The sequence below is a fragment of the Arthrobacter sp. TMS2-4 genome, assembly GCF_054511075.1.
Genome location: NZ_JBTNDI010000004.1, coordinates 25,208 through 43,411, shown reverse-complemented (window position 1 = coordinate 43,411; position 18,204 = coordinate 25,208). Strand labels below are relative to the sequence as shown.

General features: G+C 69.2%; 13 protein-coding genes. 4 read left to right on the top strand and 9 right to left on the bottom strand.

From position 1 onward, the window contains the following. The first annotated feature begins 4 nt into the window (after positions 1-4). Entirely contained in the window at positions 5-1,264 is a 1,260-nt protein-coding gene (locus ACX80F_RS07160; RefSeq protein ID WP_459335699.1) for a thiolase family protein, read from the top strand. Next, the gene (locus ACX80F_RS07155; RefSeq protein WP_459335698.1) at positions 1,261-3,387 is read left to right on the top strand and encodes a 3-hydroxyacyl-CoA dehydrogenase NAD-binding domain-containing protein; all 2,127 of its coding nucleotides are present in this window, start codon (positions 1,261-1,263) and stop codon (positions 3,385-3,387) included. Before ACX80F_RS07160 ends, ACX80F_RS07155 begins: the two co-directional genes overlap by 4 nt. Before the next feature lie 188 nt (positions 3,388-3,575). Here the strand turns inward: ACX80F_RS07155 and ACX80F_RS07150 are convergent, their stop codons facing one another. Next, the gene (locus ACX80F_RS07150) at positions 3,576-5,195 is read right to left on the bottom strand and encodes an HNH endonuclease (RefSeq protein WP_459335697.1); all 1,620 of its coding nucleotides are present in this window, start codon (positions 5,193-5,195) and stop codon (positions 3,576-3,578) included. Positions 5,196-5,348: 153 nt separating this feature from the next. Next, positions 5,349-5,978 carry a TetR/AcrR family transcriptional regulator gene (locus ACX80F_RS07145; protein WP_459335696.1) on the bottom strand — a complete coding sequence of 210 codons (630 nt, stop codon included), beginning with the start codon at positions 5,976-5,978 and terminating at the stop codon, positions 5,349-5,351. 485 nt (positions 5,979-6,463) lie between these two features. On the opposite strand from ACX80F_RS07145, the gene ACX80F_RS07140 reads away from it, so the two are divergent. Then, positions 6,464-8,107: a GAF domain-containing sensor histidine kinase gene (locus ACX80F_RS07140; RefSeq protein ID WP_459335908.1), complete on the top strand. Its 1,644-nt coding sequence runs from the start codon at positions 6,464-6,466 to the stop codon at positions 8,105-8,107. Positions 8,108-8,264: 157 nt separating this feature from the next. Here ACX80F_RS07140 and ACX80F_RS07135 read toward each other — a convergent pair whose 3' ends face one another. The 5 genes from ACX80F_RS07135 to ileS all read right to left on the bottom strand — a co-directional run bounded on the left by ACX80F_RS07135 (position 8,265) and on the right by ileS (position 14,948). Further along, positions 8,265-9,230 (bottom strand): aldo/keto reductase, encoded by a 966-nt coding sequence (locus ACX80F_RS07135; protein WP_459335695.1) that lies wholly within the window; start codon positions 9,228-9,230, stop codon positions 8,265-8,267. 59 nt (positions 9,231-9,289) lie between these two features. Continuing rightward, the gene (ndk, locus tag ACX80F_RS07130; RefSeq protein WP_459335694.1) at positions 9,290-9,706 is read right to left on the bottom strand and encodes a nucleoside-diphosphate kinase; all 417 of its coding nucleotides are present in this window, start codon (positions 9,704-9,706) and stop codon (positions 9,290-9,292) included. A gap of 73 nt (positions 9,707-9,779) precedes the next feature. After that, positions 9,780-10,226 (bottom strand): DUF4233 domain-containing protein, encoded by a 447-nt coding sequence (locus tag ACX80F_RS07125; protein ID WP_459335693.1) that lies wholly within the window; start codon positions 10,224-10,226, stop codon positions 9,780-9,782. A gap of 8 nt (positions 10,227-10,234) precedes the next feature. After that, positions 10,235-11,647, bottom strand: coding sequence for a bifunctional folylpolyglutamate synthase/dihydrofolate synthase (locus ACX80F_RS07120; protein WP_459335692.1), 1,413 nt, complete (start codon positions 11,645-11,647; stop codon positions 10,235-10,237). Beyond that, entirely contained in the window at positions 11,640-14,948 is a 3,309-nt protein-coding gene (gene ileS, locus ACX80F_RS07115) for an isoleucine--tRNA ligase (RefSeq protein ID WP_459335691.1), read from the bottom strand. Before ileS ends, ACX80F_RS07120 begins: the two co-directional genes overlap by 8 nt. A 394-nt stretch (positions 14,949-15,342) precedes the next feature. Here ileS and ACX80F_RS07110 point away from each other — a divergent pair, with 394 nt between their 5' ends. Beyond that, positions 15,343-16,671 (top strand): cytochrome P450, encoded by a 1,329-nt coding sequence (locus tag ACX80F_RS07110; RefSeq protein ID WP_459335690.1) that lies wholly within the window; start codon positions 15,343-15,345, stop codon positions 16,669-16,671. 12 nt (positions 16,672-16,683) lie between these two features. On the opposite strand, the gene ACX80F_RS07105 is transcribed toward ACX80F_RS07110, so the two are convergent. Both ACX80F_RS07105 and ACX80F_RS07100 read right to left on the bottom strand, forming a co-directional pair. Beyond that, entirely contained in the window at positions 16,684-17,478 is a 795-nt protein-coding gene (locus ACX80F_RS07105) for an SDR family oxidoreductase (RefSeq protein WP_459335689.1), read from the bottom strand. A gap of 72 nt (positions 17,479-17,550) precedes the next feature. Then, positions 17,551-18,201, bottom strand: a complete 651-nt coding sequence (locus ACX80F_RS07100; RefSeq protein ID WP_459335688.1) for an arsenate-mycothiol transferase ArsC — start codon at positions 18,199-18,201, stop codon at positions 17,551-17,553. Positions 18,202-18,204: the final 3 nt, after the last annotated feature.

Here is an 18,204-nt window from a genome sequence, read left to right as displayed (position 1 = left end):
CCAGGTGAGCCAAGAAACCGGCACCGCACCCACGGGCACGACGTCACGTGCAGCACGTTCCGTCCGCGACGTCGTCTTCGTCGACGGCGTACGAACCCCCTTCGGCAAGGCGGGCGACAAGGGCATCTACGCCGGTATGCGCGCGGACGACCTCGTGGTGAAGTGCATTCGCGACCTCCTGCGCCGCAACCCGTCGCTGCCACCGGAGCGCATCGACGACGTCGCGATCGCGGCCACCACGCAGACCGGCGACCAGGGCCTCACGATCGGCCGCACCGCCGCCCTCCTGGCCGGACTCCCCCGCACCGTCCCCGGCTTCGCGATCGACCGCATGTGCGCGGGCGCCATGACGGCCGTGACCACCACCGCGTCCGGCATCGCCTTCGGCGCCTACGACGTCGTCATCGCCGGTGGCGTCGAGCACATGGGCAACCATCCGATGGGCGCCGGCACGGACCCGAACCCGCGCTTCATGTCCGAGCGCATCGTCGACCCCGCGGCCCTGAACATGGGCAACACCGCCGAGAACCTGCACGACCGGTTCCCGGCGATCACGAAGGACCGCACGGACGCCTACGCCGTCCGCAGCCAGCAGAAGCTCGCTGCGGCCTACGAGGACGGGCACATCCAGCCGGACCTCGTACCGGTTGCCGGGAAGAAGCCCGGCACGGGCTGGACCCTGAACAGCGTGGACGAGCCCCCGCGTCCCGGCACCACCAGCGAGGACCTCGCGACGCTGCGCACGCCGTTCCGTGCCCACGGACGCGTGACCGCCGGCAATGCCGCCGGACTGAACGACGGTGCCACCGCGGCCCTGCTCGCCTCCGCCGACACTGCCGCGGAACTCGGCCTCCCGGTGCGCATGCGCCTCGTGGCGTATGCGTTCGCCGGCGTCGAGCCGGAGGTCATGGGCATCGGACCCGTACCGGCCACGGAGAAGGCGCTGCGCCAGGCCGGACTGGACATCAGCGACATCGGGCTCTTCGAGATCAACGAGGCGTTCGCCGTCCAGGTCCTGAGCTTCCTCGACCACTTCGGCATCGACGACGAGGACCCGCGCGTCAACCGCTACGGCGGCGCCATCGCCGTCGGGCACCCGCTCGCCTCCTCCGGCGTCCGCCTCATGAACCAGCTCGCCCGCCAGTTCGAGGCCGACCCCTCGGTCCGCTACGGCATGACCACCATGTGCATCGGCCTCGGCATGGGCGCGACCGTCATCTGGGAGAACCCCCACCACGAGCACTACGGACAGGATGCAGCATGAGCTTCGAACGCTACGACGAACTGGCCGCGCTGGTTCCCACCGAGATCGTCACCCACTCGTACGTCCAGGACATCGCGCTTCCCGAGGGCGCCGGCGTGCTCGCGCTCATCACCCTCGATAACGACCTCGACCACGCGAAGCCCACCACCCTGGGGCCCAACACGCTGATCGAGTTCGGCCGCACGCTCGAGGGCCTGAAGGAACGCGCCGCCCGCGGCGAGATCTCCGCCGTCGCCGTGACCGGCAAGCCCTACTTCCTCGTCGCGGGCGCCGACCTCAGCACGGTCAAGAGCGTCAGGTCGGAGCACCTCGGCCGCCTCATGGCCGAGCTCGGCCATGAGGCGTACGACCTCCTCGCCGACCTGGGCGTACCCAGCTTCGCCTTCATCAACGGCGTGGCCCTGGGCGGCGGCCTCGAGATCGCCCTCGCGGCGACCTACCGCACCGTGTCCTCGGGCGCCAACGGCATCGGGTTGCCCGAAGCCTTCATCGGCCTCGTCCCGGGCTGGGGCGGCGTCTACCGACTCCCCCGCCTCGTCGGCCCCGCCAACGCGGTGAAGGTCATGATCGAGAACCCGCTGAGCAACAACCGGAGCCTGAACGGCCCGGCGGCCTACGAACTCGGCATCGCCGACGCACTCTTCGAGCCCGCCGACTACATCGAGCAGTCCCTCCTCTGGGCCGCCCGCGTCCTGAAGGGCGGCGAGGCCGCAGACGCCGTCGAGCAGCGCCGGACCGAACGCGCACGGTACGACGACGCCGCGTGGACCGCCGCCGTCGCCGCCGGACGTGCCTTCGTCGAGGCGAAGACCAGCAACGCCGCCCCGGCGCCGTCGCGGGTGCTCGACCTGCTCGAGGCAGGCCTCACCCTGTCCCAGAAGGAGTCGGCCGCGGCCGAGTGCACGGCCCTCGCCGAGCTCATGCAGACGCCCGAGTTCCACGCCACGGTCTACGCCTTTCTGGACCTGGTGCAGAAGCGCGGCAAGCGTCCCGCCGGTGCCCCGGACCGGAAGCTCGCCCGCCCGGTCTCGAAGATCGGTGTCGTAGGTGCCGGGCTCATGGCGAGCCAGCTCGCGCTGCTCTTCGCCCGGCAGCTCAAGGTGCCGGTGGTCCTCACGGATATCGACCAGGCCCGGGTGGACAAGGGAGTCGCCTACGTCCACGCCGAGATCGACAAGATGCTCGACCGGAAGAGGTTGTCCCAGGACGCCGCGAACCGCACCCGGGTGCTCGTCTCCGGCTCCGTGTCGAAGGACGTTTTCGCCGACGCCGACTTCGTCATCGAAGCGGTGTTCGAGGAGATGTCGGTGAAGAAGCAGGTCTTCGCGGAGGTCGAGGCCGTCGTCTCGCCCGAGTGCATCCTCGCGACCAACACGTCCTCGCTGTCCGTGGCGGAAATGGCCGCGGATCTTGCGCACCCGGAACGCGTGGTCGGGTTCCACTTCTTCAACCCGGTGGCAGCCATGCCGCTGCTCGAAGTGGTCCGCGCACCGAAGACCGATGATGCCGTGCTCTCGACCGCCTTCGTGCTCGCGAAGGGCCTGAAGAAGAACGCGGTCCTCGTGCAGGACGCCCCGGCGTTCGTAGTCAACCGCATCCTCGGCCGTATGTTCGGCGAGATCACGGCAGTCTTCGACGAGGGCACGAACGCAGAGACTGCGGACAGCGCCCTCCGTCCGATGGGTCTGCCCATGACGCCGTTCCGGCTGCTCGCCCTGGTGGGCCTGCCCGTCGGACAGCACGTGCAGGAGTCGCTGCACACCGCCTTCGGCGACCGCTTCCACGTCTCGGCGAACCAGCAGAAGCTGATCGACGCCGGCGTGAAGGGCCTGTGGGAGACGCAGGAGGACGGCTCCTCGCTGGTCCCCGAGCAGACCCTGGCCCTGATGGAGCGCGGGGACAGCCCGTCCTCCTCCGACGAAGTGCTGCGCCGCACCCAGGATGCTCTGGCGGACGAGATCGGGCGCATGCTCGACGAAGGCGTCGTCGCGGCACCGGAGGACATCGACCTGTGCATGATCATGGGCGCCGGCTGGCCGATGCATCTGGGCGGGATCACCCCCTACCTGGACCGCGTCGGCGCGTCCGAGCGCGTCAATGGGAAGCGGTTCCACCAGTCCTGACGCAGCACTTCCTTCAGCAGTGGAAGAGGCCCCTGACCGGACGGTCAGGGGCCTCTTCGCGGTCATGGCTCCTTGGGGGACCCGTCCGGTCAAGGCCGTCCGACGGACTCATCCACGTCCCGCGTCTGGGAAGCTCCCCCGCGCAATGTGGGCACGTCACGTCTTCGGAGCGCCGTCCACCGCGGAGGTCAGGCGTAGAGCAGTTCGGCTCGTCGGCTCCGTCGCGCGGAGGAATACGCCGGTGTGCCTTGATCCTCTGACGCGTGGTCCGCCACGTGGTTCGGCGCGTGGCTCGGCGATGTGGGCGGGGGCGCCGCGTCGGCGCGCCTCCCGGCCTCGAACTCGTGGTCCTTCCCGTTCGGTCCGTTGCCGGGGAGGGGTGGTGCGGTGGAGTGGTAGGTGTGGCCGGTGGGCGTGCTGATGGCGAGGGCATGCCTTGTCCCGGAACCGGTGCTGCTGCTGGGTGGTGCTGTGGTTTTCCAGCCGGGGAGTTCTTTGGTGTGGTTGCATGCCTCGCACAGCCCTGCCCCGTTGGCGAGGTTTGTGGGTCCGTTGGTGTGCCAGGGGATGATGTGGTCGTAGTGCCGGATCGGGGCGTCGCAGTACGGGGTCCGGCACAGGTGGTCCCGGGCCTGGATGAACCGGCGCTGCCCGGCGGTGAAGAGCCGGGCGCGGGAATCGGCGGCGATCAGCTCCCCGGTCCCGGGGGCGGTGTAGAGGCGCCGGAGCCAGACCTGGAAGGCGCGCGCGGCTGCGGGATCGGCTGCGGGATCGGCTCCGCTCCCCGACACGTGTCCCACAACCTGCTCCGCCCGGTGCCCTGCCGGTCGCCCGGCCTGCTGTCCGGGATGCCCTGCGTTCTTCTGGGTGAGGAGGTCTCGGGCCCAGCCGGCGGGGACGATCCCGTAGCCCGGCAGGCGGGCCGGTTCACTCTCGCCCTGGAACAGGGTCCGGTCGGTCATGATCAGCTGCACCTCGATGCGGGAGAACCCGCCCGGGGTGCCGGTGGTGCGTTCGACGAGGGCGTCGGCCATCAGCTGGCCCCGGCTGCGGGAATCACCCTTGGCGCGTTGGGTGTCGGCGTGCCGGGTGAGCTCCGCGTGCACGGCCACCCCCTGGGCGACGGGGAGCAGGGCGGTCAAGTAGGTCATGGTGTCCGGGGCCGGGCGCAGACTCACGTGCCGGTCCGCCGCGGCCCGGCTCGCCCGCTCGGTCACAGACCTCGGGTCCCGCCGGTACGCCGCCGCCCGCACCGCGGCGACGAGCCGTCGGTCCCCGGCGCCGTCGAACGTGCCCGCATCCGCTGCCACCTCGTCGTCGACCGCGCACCGGTCCGCCGCGGACAGGCACGCCGTCTCCCGGACCATGAGGGTCGCCCGCCACTCATTCAACTGTCCCGCCTCCAGGGCTGCCATTGTGTGGGGCATCTCCGTCACCAGCGCCCGGGCCAGGCCGAGCAGCCGGCCACCGCGTGCTGGGGACTCGCGGCGGGCGAGGGCGATCTGCGCGGCCACCCCACGCCCCTGCTCCGCAACCGGGACGCCGGCTGCGGCATCGCACTGACGCCGGACCAGATCGAACGCCACCGCGGCCCGCGCCTGCCGACCCGCGATCGCCGACTTCAACTCCTCCAGGGCACGCACCTCATCGATCAACGAAGCACCATCCGCCGACATGGGCAGGGAGCCCATCGCGTCGATCAGATCCCCCACCCAGCCAACACTCACGCGACCGGCCGGAACCGCACCAGACCCGGCAGAACCACCGATATCGGCGGTTTCGGGAGGAGCATTCCGGCTGCTGTCCATACTGAATTCTCCCAACCACCACCGACATTATGAGGGTCACCTGAAGCGGTCAGCGCAGCGGCGCTTCGCTCCAACGCCTGACCACGCACCCGCGCACGGCGAGGCCACGACAGCTGATGCTCCTTCACGTCAGCGTCCGCTTGGGATCCAGCCTCAGCGAGCAGGCTCCGACACTACTGCCCGATTATCGGAGCCTGTCGGGTTCGGTGTGTGGGTGGTGATCAGCAGCTGCCCGAGTTTCCTGATTCTTTGCGGCGAGGTGTACCCGGTTCCCAGGGCGGCGACGACCGACCCCTGGAGGAGGATCATCCAGCATTCCGCGAAATCCCTCGGATCGATCAACCCCATCGCGGCGGCGGCCTTCTCGACCTCGTCGCGCATGTCCCCCAGGTAGCCGGCACTGGCGGATCCGACCACATCGGCAGGGCCGGCGTCGACAAGAGCTCGTATATAGGGGCATCCGGTGAAATCCTCGGCCTGGAACCATTCGTCGAAGATGTCGAAAATCGCCAGGAGCTGATCCTGGGGCGTGGCCCCACGCTTCCGTGACTCAGCACCCAGATAGCCGATGGTGAACAGATCCCGGCGGCGGTCCAGGAACTCCATGATCAGGTCGTTCTTCGACGGGAAATGACTGTAGAAAGACGCTTTCGCCACCCCGGCAGCATGGATGATTTCATTGACGCCCACCGACCGTACTCCCCGCTCCACGAAGAGGGCATAGGACGCATCGAGAATCCGCTGCCGCGCGTTCGCCGCCGGATGTTCCTGTACCAATGACACTCGGTCTCCTTCGTGACGATCCTCGCGTCCTTCATCCTAGGCCGATCAGACAGACAAGTCTGTTCATTTTCGTTACGACGAATGCTCCTGGACATCTCCCGTGGATCAGCCGCTGTCGAAGGCTGGAAGGTCGAGAGCGACGACCCCGACGTGAGCCCGTGCCGGGCAGAATGGCCGTCGTTGTCCGCGCAGGGATCCCTCGCGATCGGTCATCCGGTCTGATATTTTGAGGCCGTGGTCGATCAACGTCCACATTCCGGACCCTGAGGGATGTCCCGTGATCATCTCCACCTTCATTCCAGGCAGCGTGACTGACGTCGTTGGGACCGTCCCGGTCAGGCTCATCGACAAGGAGCCCCCGGTCAGTGTCGCGGCCGTCTGCAACGCCCCAGGTGCTGAGTATGTGGTTCGTCCGCTGGAGTGGGTGACTCCCCGTGTGGCGTGAGCCACTGCGCCGTCGCACGCAGGATCTGTTCCGGGATTTCATGGACCGGGCCGAGGATCTGCTGGTCATCCAGGAACATCTCGAGGGACTACTGGAGGCGGTGGTCTCGCTTGCCGAGGATCTGAGCCTGGAAGCGGTCCTCGACCGGGTAGTGCGGTCGGCGTGTGATCTCCTGGATGCTCATTATGGTGCGCTGGGCGTCATTGGTGAGGATGGGCAGCTGAACCATTTCATCACCGTCGGGATCGATGACGAGGGGATCCGGCGTATCGGCGATCTTCCGACCGGCCAGGGTGTGTTGGGCCTCTTGATTCGCGAGCCGAGACCGCTCCGACTCCATGATCTGGGGCATCACATGTCCTCTGCAGGATTTCCTGACGGCCATCCCGCGATGTCCTCCTTCCTGGGGGTGCCCATCCGGGTGCGGGAGAAAGTCTTCGGCATCCTGTACCTGACGGAGAAGGAGGGCGGGTTGGACTTCACCGACGAGGACGAGGACCTCGCCGTCGCCCTGGCGGCCGCCGCGGGCCTGGCGATCCAGAACGCACGCCTCTTCGACGACGAGACACGGCGCCAACGGTGGCTCGAAGCCGGCATGAGCGTCAACGAACAGCTCATCACCACACCTTTCCCGCAGCAGCCAGGCGGGATCGACCTCATCGCCGAGTGCGCCCTGACCGTGTCCGGGGCAGCGCTTGTCGTGGTGGCATCACCGGGTCAGGACGGGGTACTGAGGTGCCGGACCTCGGTCGGAGTCCTGTCCATACCGGCGGGTCAGAAACTGGCAGGTCCCGTGCTGAAAACCATCGAAGAGACGGGAGACGGATACCGTGCACGGGATCCGGGGGCCGTGTTCGAGGCGGATACCGCGGTGAAGCTCGGGCCCGTCATGATCGTCGCGCTCGGCTACAAGTCGACGCCCAACGGAATCCTGATCATCACCCGTCCCGAAGGGGCCGAACCGTTCTCCGAGGCCGAACTCGAATCAGCGACCGTCTTCGGTACACAGGCCGGTCTGGCCCTGGACCTGTCACGGGCCAACCGCCGACAGGAAGAACGCGCTCTCTCCACCGATCGGGACCGGATCGCCCGGGACCTGCACGATCGTGTGATCCAGCGCCTGTTCGCGACGGGACTGGGCCTCCAGACGCTCCGCCGGTTCACAGGCGTCCCGGACGCCCAGCAAAGAATCACCACCATGACCATGGAACTGGACGAGACCATCCGTGAACTGCGCGACACCATCTACTCGCTCCAGTCCGATCGGATCGACAGCCAATTCCTCACCGACCTCATCGCACACACGCTGCGGGAAGGGACCGCGGGAACAGGAATCGCCCTCGATCTGCGGTTCACCGGCCCGGTCAACCGTGTCGTGCCCGCCGAGGTCGCCGATCACCTGCTGGCCGTCCTCGCCGAGGGGATCAGCAACGCTGCCCGACACTCCGGCGCCGACACTCTGAGCATCGGCGTCGCCGCGTCGAAGGGGACCGTCGAGGTCCTGATCACCGACAATGGGCGCGGATTCGAGAACCCGGAACGCACGAGCGGTCTCGCCAATCTGCAGCATCGCGCCGCCGCCGTGGGCGGAACATGCACGATCGACAGCACTCCAGGACACGGCACCAGCATCCGCTGGACTGCGCCGACCACCCCCCGACCCGCAGCAGAGGCCACAGGGTGAATAGTGCCCGGGCAGCGGCGTCACACCGGACCGATCGCAAGCAGTACTTCGTCACCCACCTGTTCACGCAGCAGTAACCACCTGAACCCGCCCCTGTCCGGTTACCGACCGGGCACCTCCGGCAGCACCGGCCCGCACCGGCCCGCACCGGCGGGGCTCAGGCCGCCGGGCGCGGGAAGATCGCGTCCAGGGCGTCGAGGTCCTCGTCCGACGGCGTCCAGTCCGCCGCGGCCGCGTTCTGCCGCACCTGCTCCGGCGTCGTCGCACCTGCAATCACGGATCCGACGGACGGCTGGGCGGCGAGCCAGGAGAACGCCACCTGGACCTCCGTGAGGTCCCGCTCCGCGGCGAACGCGGAGAAGGCGTCGAGCTGGTCCCAGTCGGCGGTCTCCAGGAGGTTCCTGCGCGAGTGGGTGAGCCTGCTACCGGCGGGGACCTCGTTCCGCCGGTACTTGCCGGTGAGCAGGCCGTTGGCGAGCGGGAAGTACGGCAGGACGCCCAGGCCATAGGCCTCGACGGCGGGGACCACCTCACGTTCGAGGCGGCGGTCGAGGAGGTTGTAGGCGTTCTGTGCGGAGATGAAGGGCGTGTAGCCGCCGCTGCGCGCCGTGAACTCGGCCTCGGCGATCTGCCAGCCGGCGAAGTTGGAGTGCCCGAGGTAGCGCACCTTGCCGCTCGTCACGAGGTCGTCGAGGGCCGCGAGGGTCTCCTCGACGGGTGTCTGCGGGTCCGGCACGTGGTACTGGTACAGGTCGATCCACTCGGTGCCGAGCCGCCGGAGGGAAGCCTCGACGGCCCTGATGATGTAGCGGCGGGACCCGCGGGCGCCCCAGTCGGGTCCGTTGACGCCGGCCATGTCGAGACCGAACTTCGTCGCGAGGACCACGTCGTCGCGCCGGGTCCGCAGGGCCTTGCCGAGCTGCACCTCGCTGACCCCGGGCTCCCTGCCATAGGCGTCGGCGACGTCGAACAGGGTAATTCCTGCGTCGATCGCCGCATGGACGACGGCATCGGTTCCCTCCTGCGACTCGGAGGTGGTGCCTGCCCGGCCCAGATTGTTGCAGCCGAGCCCGACGGTGGAGACGCTGAGCCCTGAGGAGCCCAGTCTGCGGTAGGTCATCATGCCCCTAACCTACCAATACCGTTGCCCCGGGCACATGACCCGGGGCAACGGGAGTGGCATCAGGCGAACCAGATGCCGATCTCGCGCTCGGCGGACTCGGCGGAGTCGGACCCGTGCACGAGGTTCTGCTGCACCTTGACACCCCAGTCGCGGCCGAAGTCACCGCGGATGGTGCCGGGCGCCGCCGTCGTCGGGTCCGTGGTTCCCGCCACCGAGCGGAACCCCTCGATGACGCGCTGGCCCTCGAAGACGGCGGCGACGATCGGGCCGCTCAGCATGAACTCGACGAGCGGCTCGTAGAAGGGCTTGCCGACGTGCTCCGCGTAGTGCTCCTCGAGGAGGGCACGGGTGGCGTGCACCTGCTTCAGCTCGGCGATGGTGTAGCCCTTCGCCTCGATGCGGGACAGGATGGTGCCCGTCAGGCCGCGGGACACGCCGTCGGGCTTGACGAGGACAAGGGTGCGCTCAACGCTCATGGGGACTCCTGGGAGGTGGGTGCGCCGTCGGGGACGGCGCGGATGGGACAGCTGGTTCCGGGTTCGACTCTACTCAAGACCCCGCTTCCTCGGGGTTCGCCTTCTCCCATTCCGCCTGCAGCCGGTCCCGCTCGGCGTTCTCGCGGTCCACGCGCATCCCCTGCCGGATCCCGTACAGCCACGTGAGGGCGAACGCGATGCCGACGACGAACATGACGGGCTCGAGGAAGCCGCCGGCGATGAGGACGAGCTGCAGGATCCAGCCGAGCGCGATGCCCCACTTCTTCGTCAGCACGGCGCAGGTGAGCACCAGCACCACGCTGAGGAGGAGCCCGGAGGTCAGGATGAGGGCCGGGGAGATCTCGTCGCGGCGCAGGCCGAACACCGCGAGCGTCGCGAAGAACACCACGAACGCCTCGAGGACAAGGACCGTCGAGGCGAACAGGATCTTCGTGGACCGCCGCTTCTTCGGCATCCCCGGCCGCCACTCGCGCTGCGCCTTGGTCATGCGTCGTGCCATGCGTGGGCCTACTTCCCGAGGAGGGTGCGGGTTTCCCCGACCACCGTGATGGATCCGGTCACGAGGATGCCCCCGGAGAGGTCGTTGTTCTCCTCGGCTTTCATCACCGCCCACTCCAGGGCGTCGTCGAGCCCGGGGAGGATGGTGATGTTCTCCTCCGCGAACCCGGCCGACAGGGCGGGCTGCAGGAGGTCGGCGGCGGGGACGGACCGGGGCGACGTCGACTGCGTCAGGCAGACGTCCTCCAGGATGCCACCGAGTTCCTCGTGCAGTTCGGCCAGCATGCCCGCCACGTCCTTGTCCTCCAGCGCCCCGATGACGAGGACGAGCCGGCTGAAGTCGAACGCCTCGTTGATGCCCCTGGCCGCGGCGCGCGCCCCTGCGGGGTTGTGCGCCGCGTCGACGATGATGCTCGGCGCGGTCCTGACGACCTCGAGGCGGCCGGGCGAGGTGACCGCCCGGAGCCCGTTGCGCACGAGCTCCGTCTCGAGTTCGCGCTCACCCCCGCCGAAGAACGCCTCGACGGCGGCGACGGCGACGGCCGCGTTCTCGGCCTGGTGCTCACCGTGGAGGGGTACCAGCAGCTCGCCGTAGCGGCCGGCGAGCCCGGTGAGGGACACCACCTGCCCGCCGACGGCGACCGTCCGGGATTCGACGCCGAACTCGACGCCCTCGAAGCGGAATTCCGCCCCGACCTCGCGCGCCCGCTCCAGGAGGACCTGCGCGGCGTCGCGGGGCTGGATGGCGCTGATCAGGACGGCGCCGGGCTTGATGATGCCCGCCTTCTCGAGGGCGATGTCCTCGACGGTGTCACCGAGCAGCTCGGTGTGGTCGAGGGAGATCGGCGTGACGACGGCGACCTGCCCGTCGCCGACGTTCGTGGCGTCGGTGATCCCGCCGAGTCCCACCTCTATGACGCCCACGTCGATCGGCTCGTCCGCGAAGATCGCGAACGCGAGGATGGTGACGCACTCGAAGTAGGTCAGGCGCGGTTCCCCGGCGACGAGGAGTTCGCCGTCCACGATGTCGAGGTAGGGCTTGATCTCGTCCCACACCCGGACGAACGTCTCGTCCCCGACCGGCTCGCCGTCGATGCTGATGCGCTCCGTGACCCGCGTGAGGTGGGGGCTCGTGAACCGGCCGGTCCGCAGGTCGTGCGCCAGCAGGATGCTCTCGATCATGCGCGCGGTCGAGGTCTTCCCGTTGGTGCCCGTGATGTGGATGATCGGGAACGCCCGGTTGGGCTCGCCGAGGATCTCCATCGCGCGATGGAGCGGAGCCATGCGGGGCTCCATCCTGTTCTCCGGCGCGCGGCCGAGGAGCTCCGCGTACACGCTCTCGACCGAGAAGGCGTCCAGCCCGGCGCTGTGTCCCGGGGCGTCCGCGCCGTCGGTGGCGCCGGTGCCTGTCGTGTCATCCATGCTGGTGCTCCTGCTTCTCGACGGTGATGGTGAAGTCGTCGCCCGCGTCGGGGACGGCCTCGATGCGCAGCTCGAGGGTCAGGGTCTCCGCCCTGATGAGCTCCGCGTTCGCCTCGAGTGCTCCGACCTGACCAGCGGAGACGCCGACGGTGGTCCGGATGCGGTCGCTGATGTCGAGGCCTGCGTCGCGGCGCGCCTGCTGGATCGCACGGACGGCGTCGCGGGCCGTCCCTTCCGCGGCCAGCTCGGCCGTGACCTCCGTGTCCAGGACGAGGAACCCTCCGCCCGGCAGCACGGTCACGGCCTTCGCGGCGGCGTCGGTGCCCTCCACCACCGTGTCGAGGGTGTACTCGTGCGGCTCGAGGGCGAGACCGCCCGCGGTGACGCCGCCGTCGTCGTCGACCTGCCAGTCGCCGGACTTCGCAGCCTTGATGGCGGTCTGGACGTTCTTGCCCAGCCGTGGTCCTGCCGCGCGGGCGTTGACCACGAGCCGCTGGGTGATGCCGAACTCGGCCGGCTCGGCATCGGCGGCGTCGACGAGACGCACGGCTTTCAGGTTCAGCTCGTCGGCGATGATCGACTGGTACTGACCCGACAGCTGCTCGGCGCCGGGCGCGACAACGGTGAGTTCGCGCAGCGGCAGCCGCACCCGGAGGTTCGCGGCCTTGCGCAGGCTGGAGCCCACGGAACAGACGGATCGCGTGCGGTCCATGTGCTCCACGAGGTCCGGGGCGGCGGGGAACGACGTCGACTCCGGCCAGTCGGTGAGGTGGACGGACCGGCCACCGGTGAGGCCGCGCCAGATCTCCTCGGTGACGAGCGGAAGCAGTGGTGCGGCGACCCGGCAGACGGCTTCGAGGCACGTGTAGAGGACGTCGAAGGCGTCGGTGTCCTCCTCGAAGAAGCGCTGGCGGCTGCGGCGCACGTACCAGTTGGTGAGGGTGTCGAGGTAGCGGCGCAGGGACTCGCAGGCGTCGCTGATCGTGAACGCGTCGAGCGCCCCCGTGAGGTCGCGGACGAGGTTCCCCGTGTTGGCGAGGATGTAGCGGTCGATGGGCTCGGTGAGGAGCGCGGCGGCCTCCGGCGTTACGGTCCTCGCCTCGTAGCCCGCGCCGCCCCTGGCCGCATTGGTGTACAGGCTGAAGAAGTGCCAGACGTTCCACAGCGGCAGGATGACCTGGCGCACGCCGTCGCGGATGCCCTGCTCCGTGACCACCAGGTTGCCGCCCCGGAGGATCGGGGACGCCATGAGGAACCAGCGCATGGCGTCCGAGCCGTCGCGGTCGAAGACCTCGGAGACGTCGGGGTAGTTGCGCAGGCTCTTGGACATCTTCTGTCCGTCGGAGCCCAGGACGATCCCGTGGCTGATCACGTTGCGGAACGCCGGACGGTCGAAGAGCGCCGTGGAGAGGATGTGCAGCATGTAGAACCAGCCGCGGGTCTGCCCGATGTACTCGACGATGAAGTCCGCCGGGTTGTGCGTGTCGAACCACTGCTCGTTCTCGAACGGGTAGTGCACCTGTCCGTAGGGCATGGACCCGGAGTCGAACCAGACGTCCAGGACGTCCTCCACGCGGCGCATGGTCGAGGTCCCCGTCGGGTCGTCCGGATTGGGCCGGGTGAGCTCGTCGATGAAGGGACGGTGGAGGTCCACCTCGCCCTGCGTGTTGGTGGGCAGGCGTCCGAAGTCCGCCTGCAGCTCGGCGAGCGAGCCGTAGACGTCGGTGCGCGGGTACTCGGGGTTGTCCGACTGCCATACAGGGATGGGGCTGCCCCAGAAACGGTTGCGGCTGATGGACCAGTCGCGCGCGTTGGAGAGCCACGTGCCGAACTGGCCGTCCTTGACGTTGCCGGGGATCCAGGTGATGTCCTGGTTCAGTTCCACCATGCGGTCACGGATCTTGGTGACCTCGACGTACCAGGAGGACACCGCGCGGTAGATCAGGGGGTTGCGGCAGCGCCAGCAGTGCGGGTAGCTGTGGACGTAGCTGGACTGGCGCACCAGGCGCCCCTCGGACTTCAAAACGCGTGTGATGTGCCGGTTGGCCTCGAAGACCTGCAGCCCCACGATCTCCGCGAGCGGCCCGGTGCCGAACAGGGGCAGGAACCTGGCTCCCTCGTCGACCGAGAGGATCACCTGGATGCCGGCCTCCTCGCAGATCTTCTGGTCCTCCTCGCCGTAGGCCGGCGCCTGGTGGACGAGCCCGGTGCCGTCCGTCGTCGTGACGTAGTCCGCGACGAGGACGCGGAACGCATTGCGGTAGCCGCCCTCCTCGGGGTCCGCAAGGTAGTCCCAGAGGGGCTGGTAGGTGAGGCCCGCGAGCTCGGTGCCGCGGTACCGGGACACGACGGCCTCGCGCGCGGCGGCTGGATCGGCGAAGCCGAGGTCCTTGGCGTAGTTGCCGAGGAGCTCCTCCGCGATCAGGTAGCGCCCGCGCTCTCCCTCGCGCACGCCCTCGACGACGACGTAACTGATGTCCGGTCCGACGGCGAGCGCCGCGTTGGTCGGCAGGGTCCAGGGCGTGGTGGTCCACGCGAGCGCCTGCACGCCGGCGAGGTCCTTCGAGAGGTCCGAGTCGCCGGGCAGGATCGGGAACGTGACGGTGACGGTCTGGTCCTGGCGGTCCTGGTAGACGTCCTCGTCCATCCGCAGCTCGTGGTTGGACAGCGGCGTCTCGTCGTTCCAGCAGTAGGGCAGCACGCGGTAGCCGCTGTACGTGAGGCCCTTCTGGTGGAGGGTCTTGAAGGCCCAGAGGACGGACTCCATGTACTCGGGGTTCAGCGTCTTGTAGTCGTTGTCGAAGTCGACCCAGCGCGCCTGGCGGGTCACGTAGTCGCGCCACTCCCCCGCGTACTTCATGACGGACGCCCGGGAGGCCTCGTTGAACTTGTCGATGCCCATCGCGAGGATCTGCTGCTTGTCGGTCATCCCGAGCTGCTTCATCGCCTCGAGTTCGGCGGGGAGGCCGTGCGTGTCCCAGCCGAAGCGTCGCTCCACCCGGCGCCCGCGCTGGGTCTGGTACCGACCCACGAGGTCCTTGGCATAACCGGTGAGGAGGTGGCCGTAGTGCGGCAGTCCGTTGGCGAACGGCGGCCCGTCGTAGAACACGAACTCGTTGGAGCCGTCGAGGCCGGCGTCCCGCTGGTCGATGGACGCCTGGAAGGTGCCGTCCTCCTCCCAGTAGCGCAGGACGCGCTCCTCGAGTTCGGGGAAGCGCGGGGAGGCGCTGGTCCCGGCGGAGGGTGTGCCGCCGTCGTCGGGCGACACTGCTTTGGGGTAGATCTGCGGCATGGGTCTCATCCTGTGTACGGCGGCGTCGGGTGGTGCAGGAATCCTGCCGTGAGGACGGCCCCTGTTTCCCGCCACCGGTTGCCTGACCGGCCGCGAAGGTCGAGGACCCGCGGTACCACCTCACTTGCCGCCGTCGTCCGCCGTGCCGCTCATGGCGGTCGTGCGGGCCCGGGCCGCCGCTCGTTTGCAGGCTGTGACGGGCTCCCCGTCCGGTTCTACGGGCTCCCTGCGAGGAGGAGGCCTTTCTTCCGGAAGCTCGCCGGTGATGGCCGGGTCGACGCTTGTCCTCCCAGTCTAACGTGGCGCCGAAATCGTTGTCGAAAGCGTCGAAGCACACCGGCCGCCACCGGTGCGCGCACCGAAATCCGTTGTGGTGGACGGCGCGGCTTGGCAGGGTGGGAGGATGACGACTACCCCCCTTCCCACCGCGTCCGCCCCGGACACGGCCCGGCTGCTTCTCGGCGTCCTGCTGCCGACCATCGTGAAGGGCCCCATCATCCGGCGCCCCTGGGCGGTGGGGCTCGCAGCGCGCCTCGATCTCGATACCAGGTCCGTCGGGATCGTGCGGTCGATCCACGCGAAGTACCCGGCCGGTCCGCTCATGCTCAAGCTGCCGGTCCGCAAGCAGGCCATCGTCCTGGCCCCAGGTGACGCCAACACCGTCCTCGCGCAGTCCCCCGAACCCTTCACTCCCGCCAGCGGCGAGAAGCGAGCGGCGCTGTCCCACTTCCAGCCCGCCAACGTCCTCATAACGCGCGGACCCCTCCGGACGGTGCGCCGCGCCCTGCAGGAACAGGTCCTCGACACGGATCACCCCGTGCACCACCTCGCGGACCGGTTCGTCCCCGTGGTGGAGGAGGAGATGCGGGAGCTGCTGGCCGAAGCCTCCCGCAGCGGGACCCTGCCTTGGGACGACTTCCTCGACGCCTGGTACCGGGTGGTGCGGCGCGTGGTGTTCGGCGACCACGCGCGCGAGGACAAGGACCTCACGGCCATGATGATCCGCCTGCGCAAGGACGGGAACTGGGCATTCCTGAAGCCGGTGCGGAAGAAGACCCGCCGGCGCTTCCTGGCGCGGATCAGCGAGGAACTCGCGAACGCCGAGCCCGGGAGCCTCGCAGCGGTGATGGCGGCCGCGCCACGGGGCGAGGGCGCCGAGCCCGCGGACCAGGTGCCGCAGTGGCTGTTCGCGTTCGATCCCGCCGGCATGGCGACGTTCCGCGCCCTGACCGTGCTCGCCACGCACCCGGGGGCGATGGCCGAGGCGCGGCGCGAGGTCGACGGCGACACCTCGGGACGCACGGTCCTCCCCTACCTGCGCGCCGCTATCCTCGAGTCGCTGCGCCTGTGGCCCACGACCCCGATGATCCTCCGCCAGAGCACGCAGCCCGTGCAGTGGGACCACGGTCTGATGCCGGCCGACTGCGGCGTCCTGGTGTACGCGCCGTACTTCCACCGGGACGAGCGGTCGCTGCGCAGCGCACACAACTTCTCCCCCGAGCGCTGGCTGACCGAGGAAGACGACGGCTGGCCGCTGGTCCCCTTCAGCGACGGACCGGTAGTCTGCCCGGGAAAGCAGCTCGTGCTGCTCGTCACCAGCGCAGCCCTGGCCGCGCTCGTCGGCGGGCACGACTTCCGGGTGGAGGAAGGGCAGGTCCTCGACCCGGACAGCCCCCTGCCGGGCACCATGGACAACTACAGCGTCCGGCTGGGTGTCTCCCTCCGCGCCTGACCACCGTCGGGCTCAGGCCCGGAGGACCTTGTGGTTGGCGGCCTGCGCCAGCGGCCGGAGCACGAGGTGGTCGACGTTCAGGTGGTGCGGCGCGTTGAGCGTGAACGCGACCGCAGCAGCCACGTCGTCGGCGGTCAGGGGGTACGGGACACCGGCGTAGACCTCGTCCGCGGCGCCCTGGTCGCCGCCGAGCCGGTTGAGGGAGAACTCCTCGGTGTGCACCATGCCCGGGGACACCTCGATGACGCGGATGTTGTGCTCCGCCTCCTCGAGGCGGAGCGAGCGGGCCATGGACTCCTGCGCCGCCTTCACGCCGCAGTACCCGGCGCCGCCCTCGTAGGGGGCGAGCGCCGCCGTGGACGTCAGGAACAGGACGCTGCCCTGGCCGCCGTCGCGCAGCGCCGGGAGCAGCGCGCGGGTCATGCGCAGTGACCCGAGGACGTTCACGTTGTACATCCACTCCCAGTCCTCCGTCCTGGCGTCGGCGACCCGCTCCGTCCCGAAGGCGCCCCCGGCGTTGTTGACCAGGGCGTGGACCGGGCCGGTCGCCGTGACCTCGGCCGTGAAGGCGTCCACGGATGCCTGGTCGGTGACGTCCAGGGCCATCGGCGTCGCTCCCGTCTCCTCCGCGAGCGCGCGCAGGCGGTCGATCCGACGGGCGGCGGCCACGACGTCCCACCCCTCCCGACGGAGGGTCCTGACGGTCGCGGCGCCGATCCCGGAGCTGGCGCCGGTGACGATGGCGCGGAGGGCGGACGGGGCTGGGTCAGCGGGGGCGCCGAGCGGCGCGCGGGAGGTCGGGGTCATGGGTCCACTGTAGCCAGTGGTGACCGGGTGCAGCCCTTGCCTCGCCTGCACCGGGTTCGGCTCCGGTGCAGGTCAGGGCACGGTAATCAGCGTGGAGGCGAGGTTCCGGACGCGCGTCGCCAGCACCTCGCGAACGGTGCGGACTCCGTCCAGGTCCATCGTCGCCGGATCCGAGATCTGCCAGTCCTCGTACTTCTTCCCCGGGTAGATGGGACAGGTGTCTCCACACCCCATGGTGATCACGACGTCTGCTGCCCGCACGACGTCGTCGGTCAGGGGCTTCGGGAACTCCTCACCGAGATCGAGTCCGATCTCATGCATGGCGGCGACGACGTTCTCGTCGAGGCGCTCGGCGGGCATCGACCCGGCGGAGCGGACGTTGATCGCTCCCTGGGCCAGATCCTTCAGCAGCACGGCAGCCATCTGGGAGCGGCCGGCATTCTGGACGCAGACGAAGAGGACCTCCGGGACGCCGCTGGGCCGCTTGCCCTCGGCGTGCGCGAGCGCGGAGAGCCGATCGCGGGCGAACCGGCGCGTGATGATCGGCAGGTACGTCCGGATCTTCGCTGTGCGGGCGAGCGCCGTGTAGGACTCGAACACGTAGCGCTCGACCATCTCGCGACCGAACACGCCGTCGAAGGAATCGGCGAGTTCGTCGGAGATGCGGTGGAGGAGTTGTTCGTGGCTTCCGCTGGGGGCATCGGGGATCGGTGACGTGCTCATCGT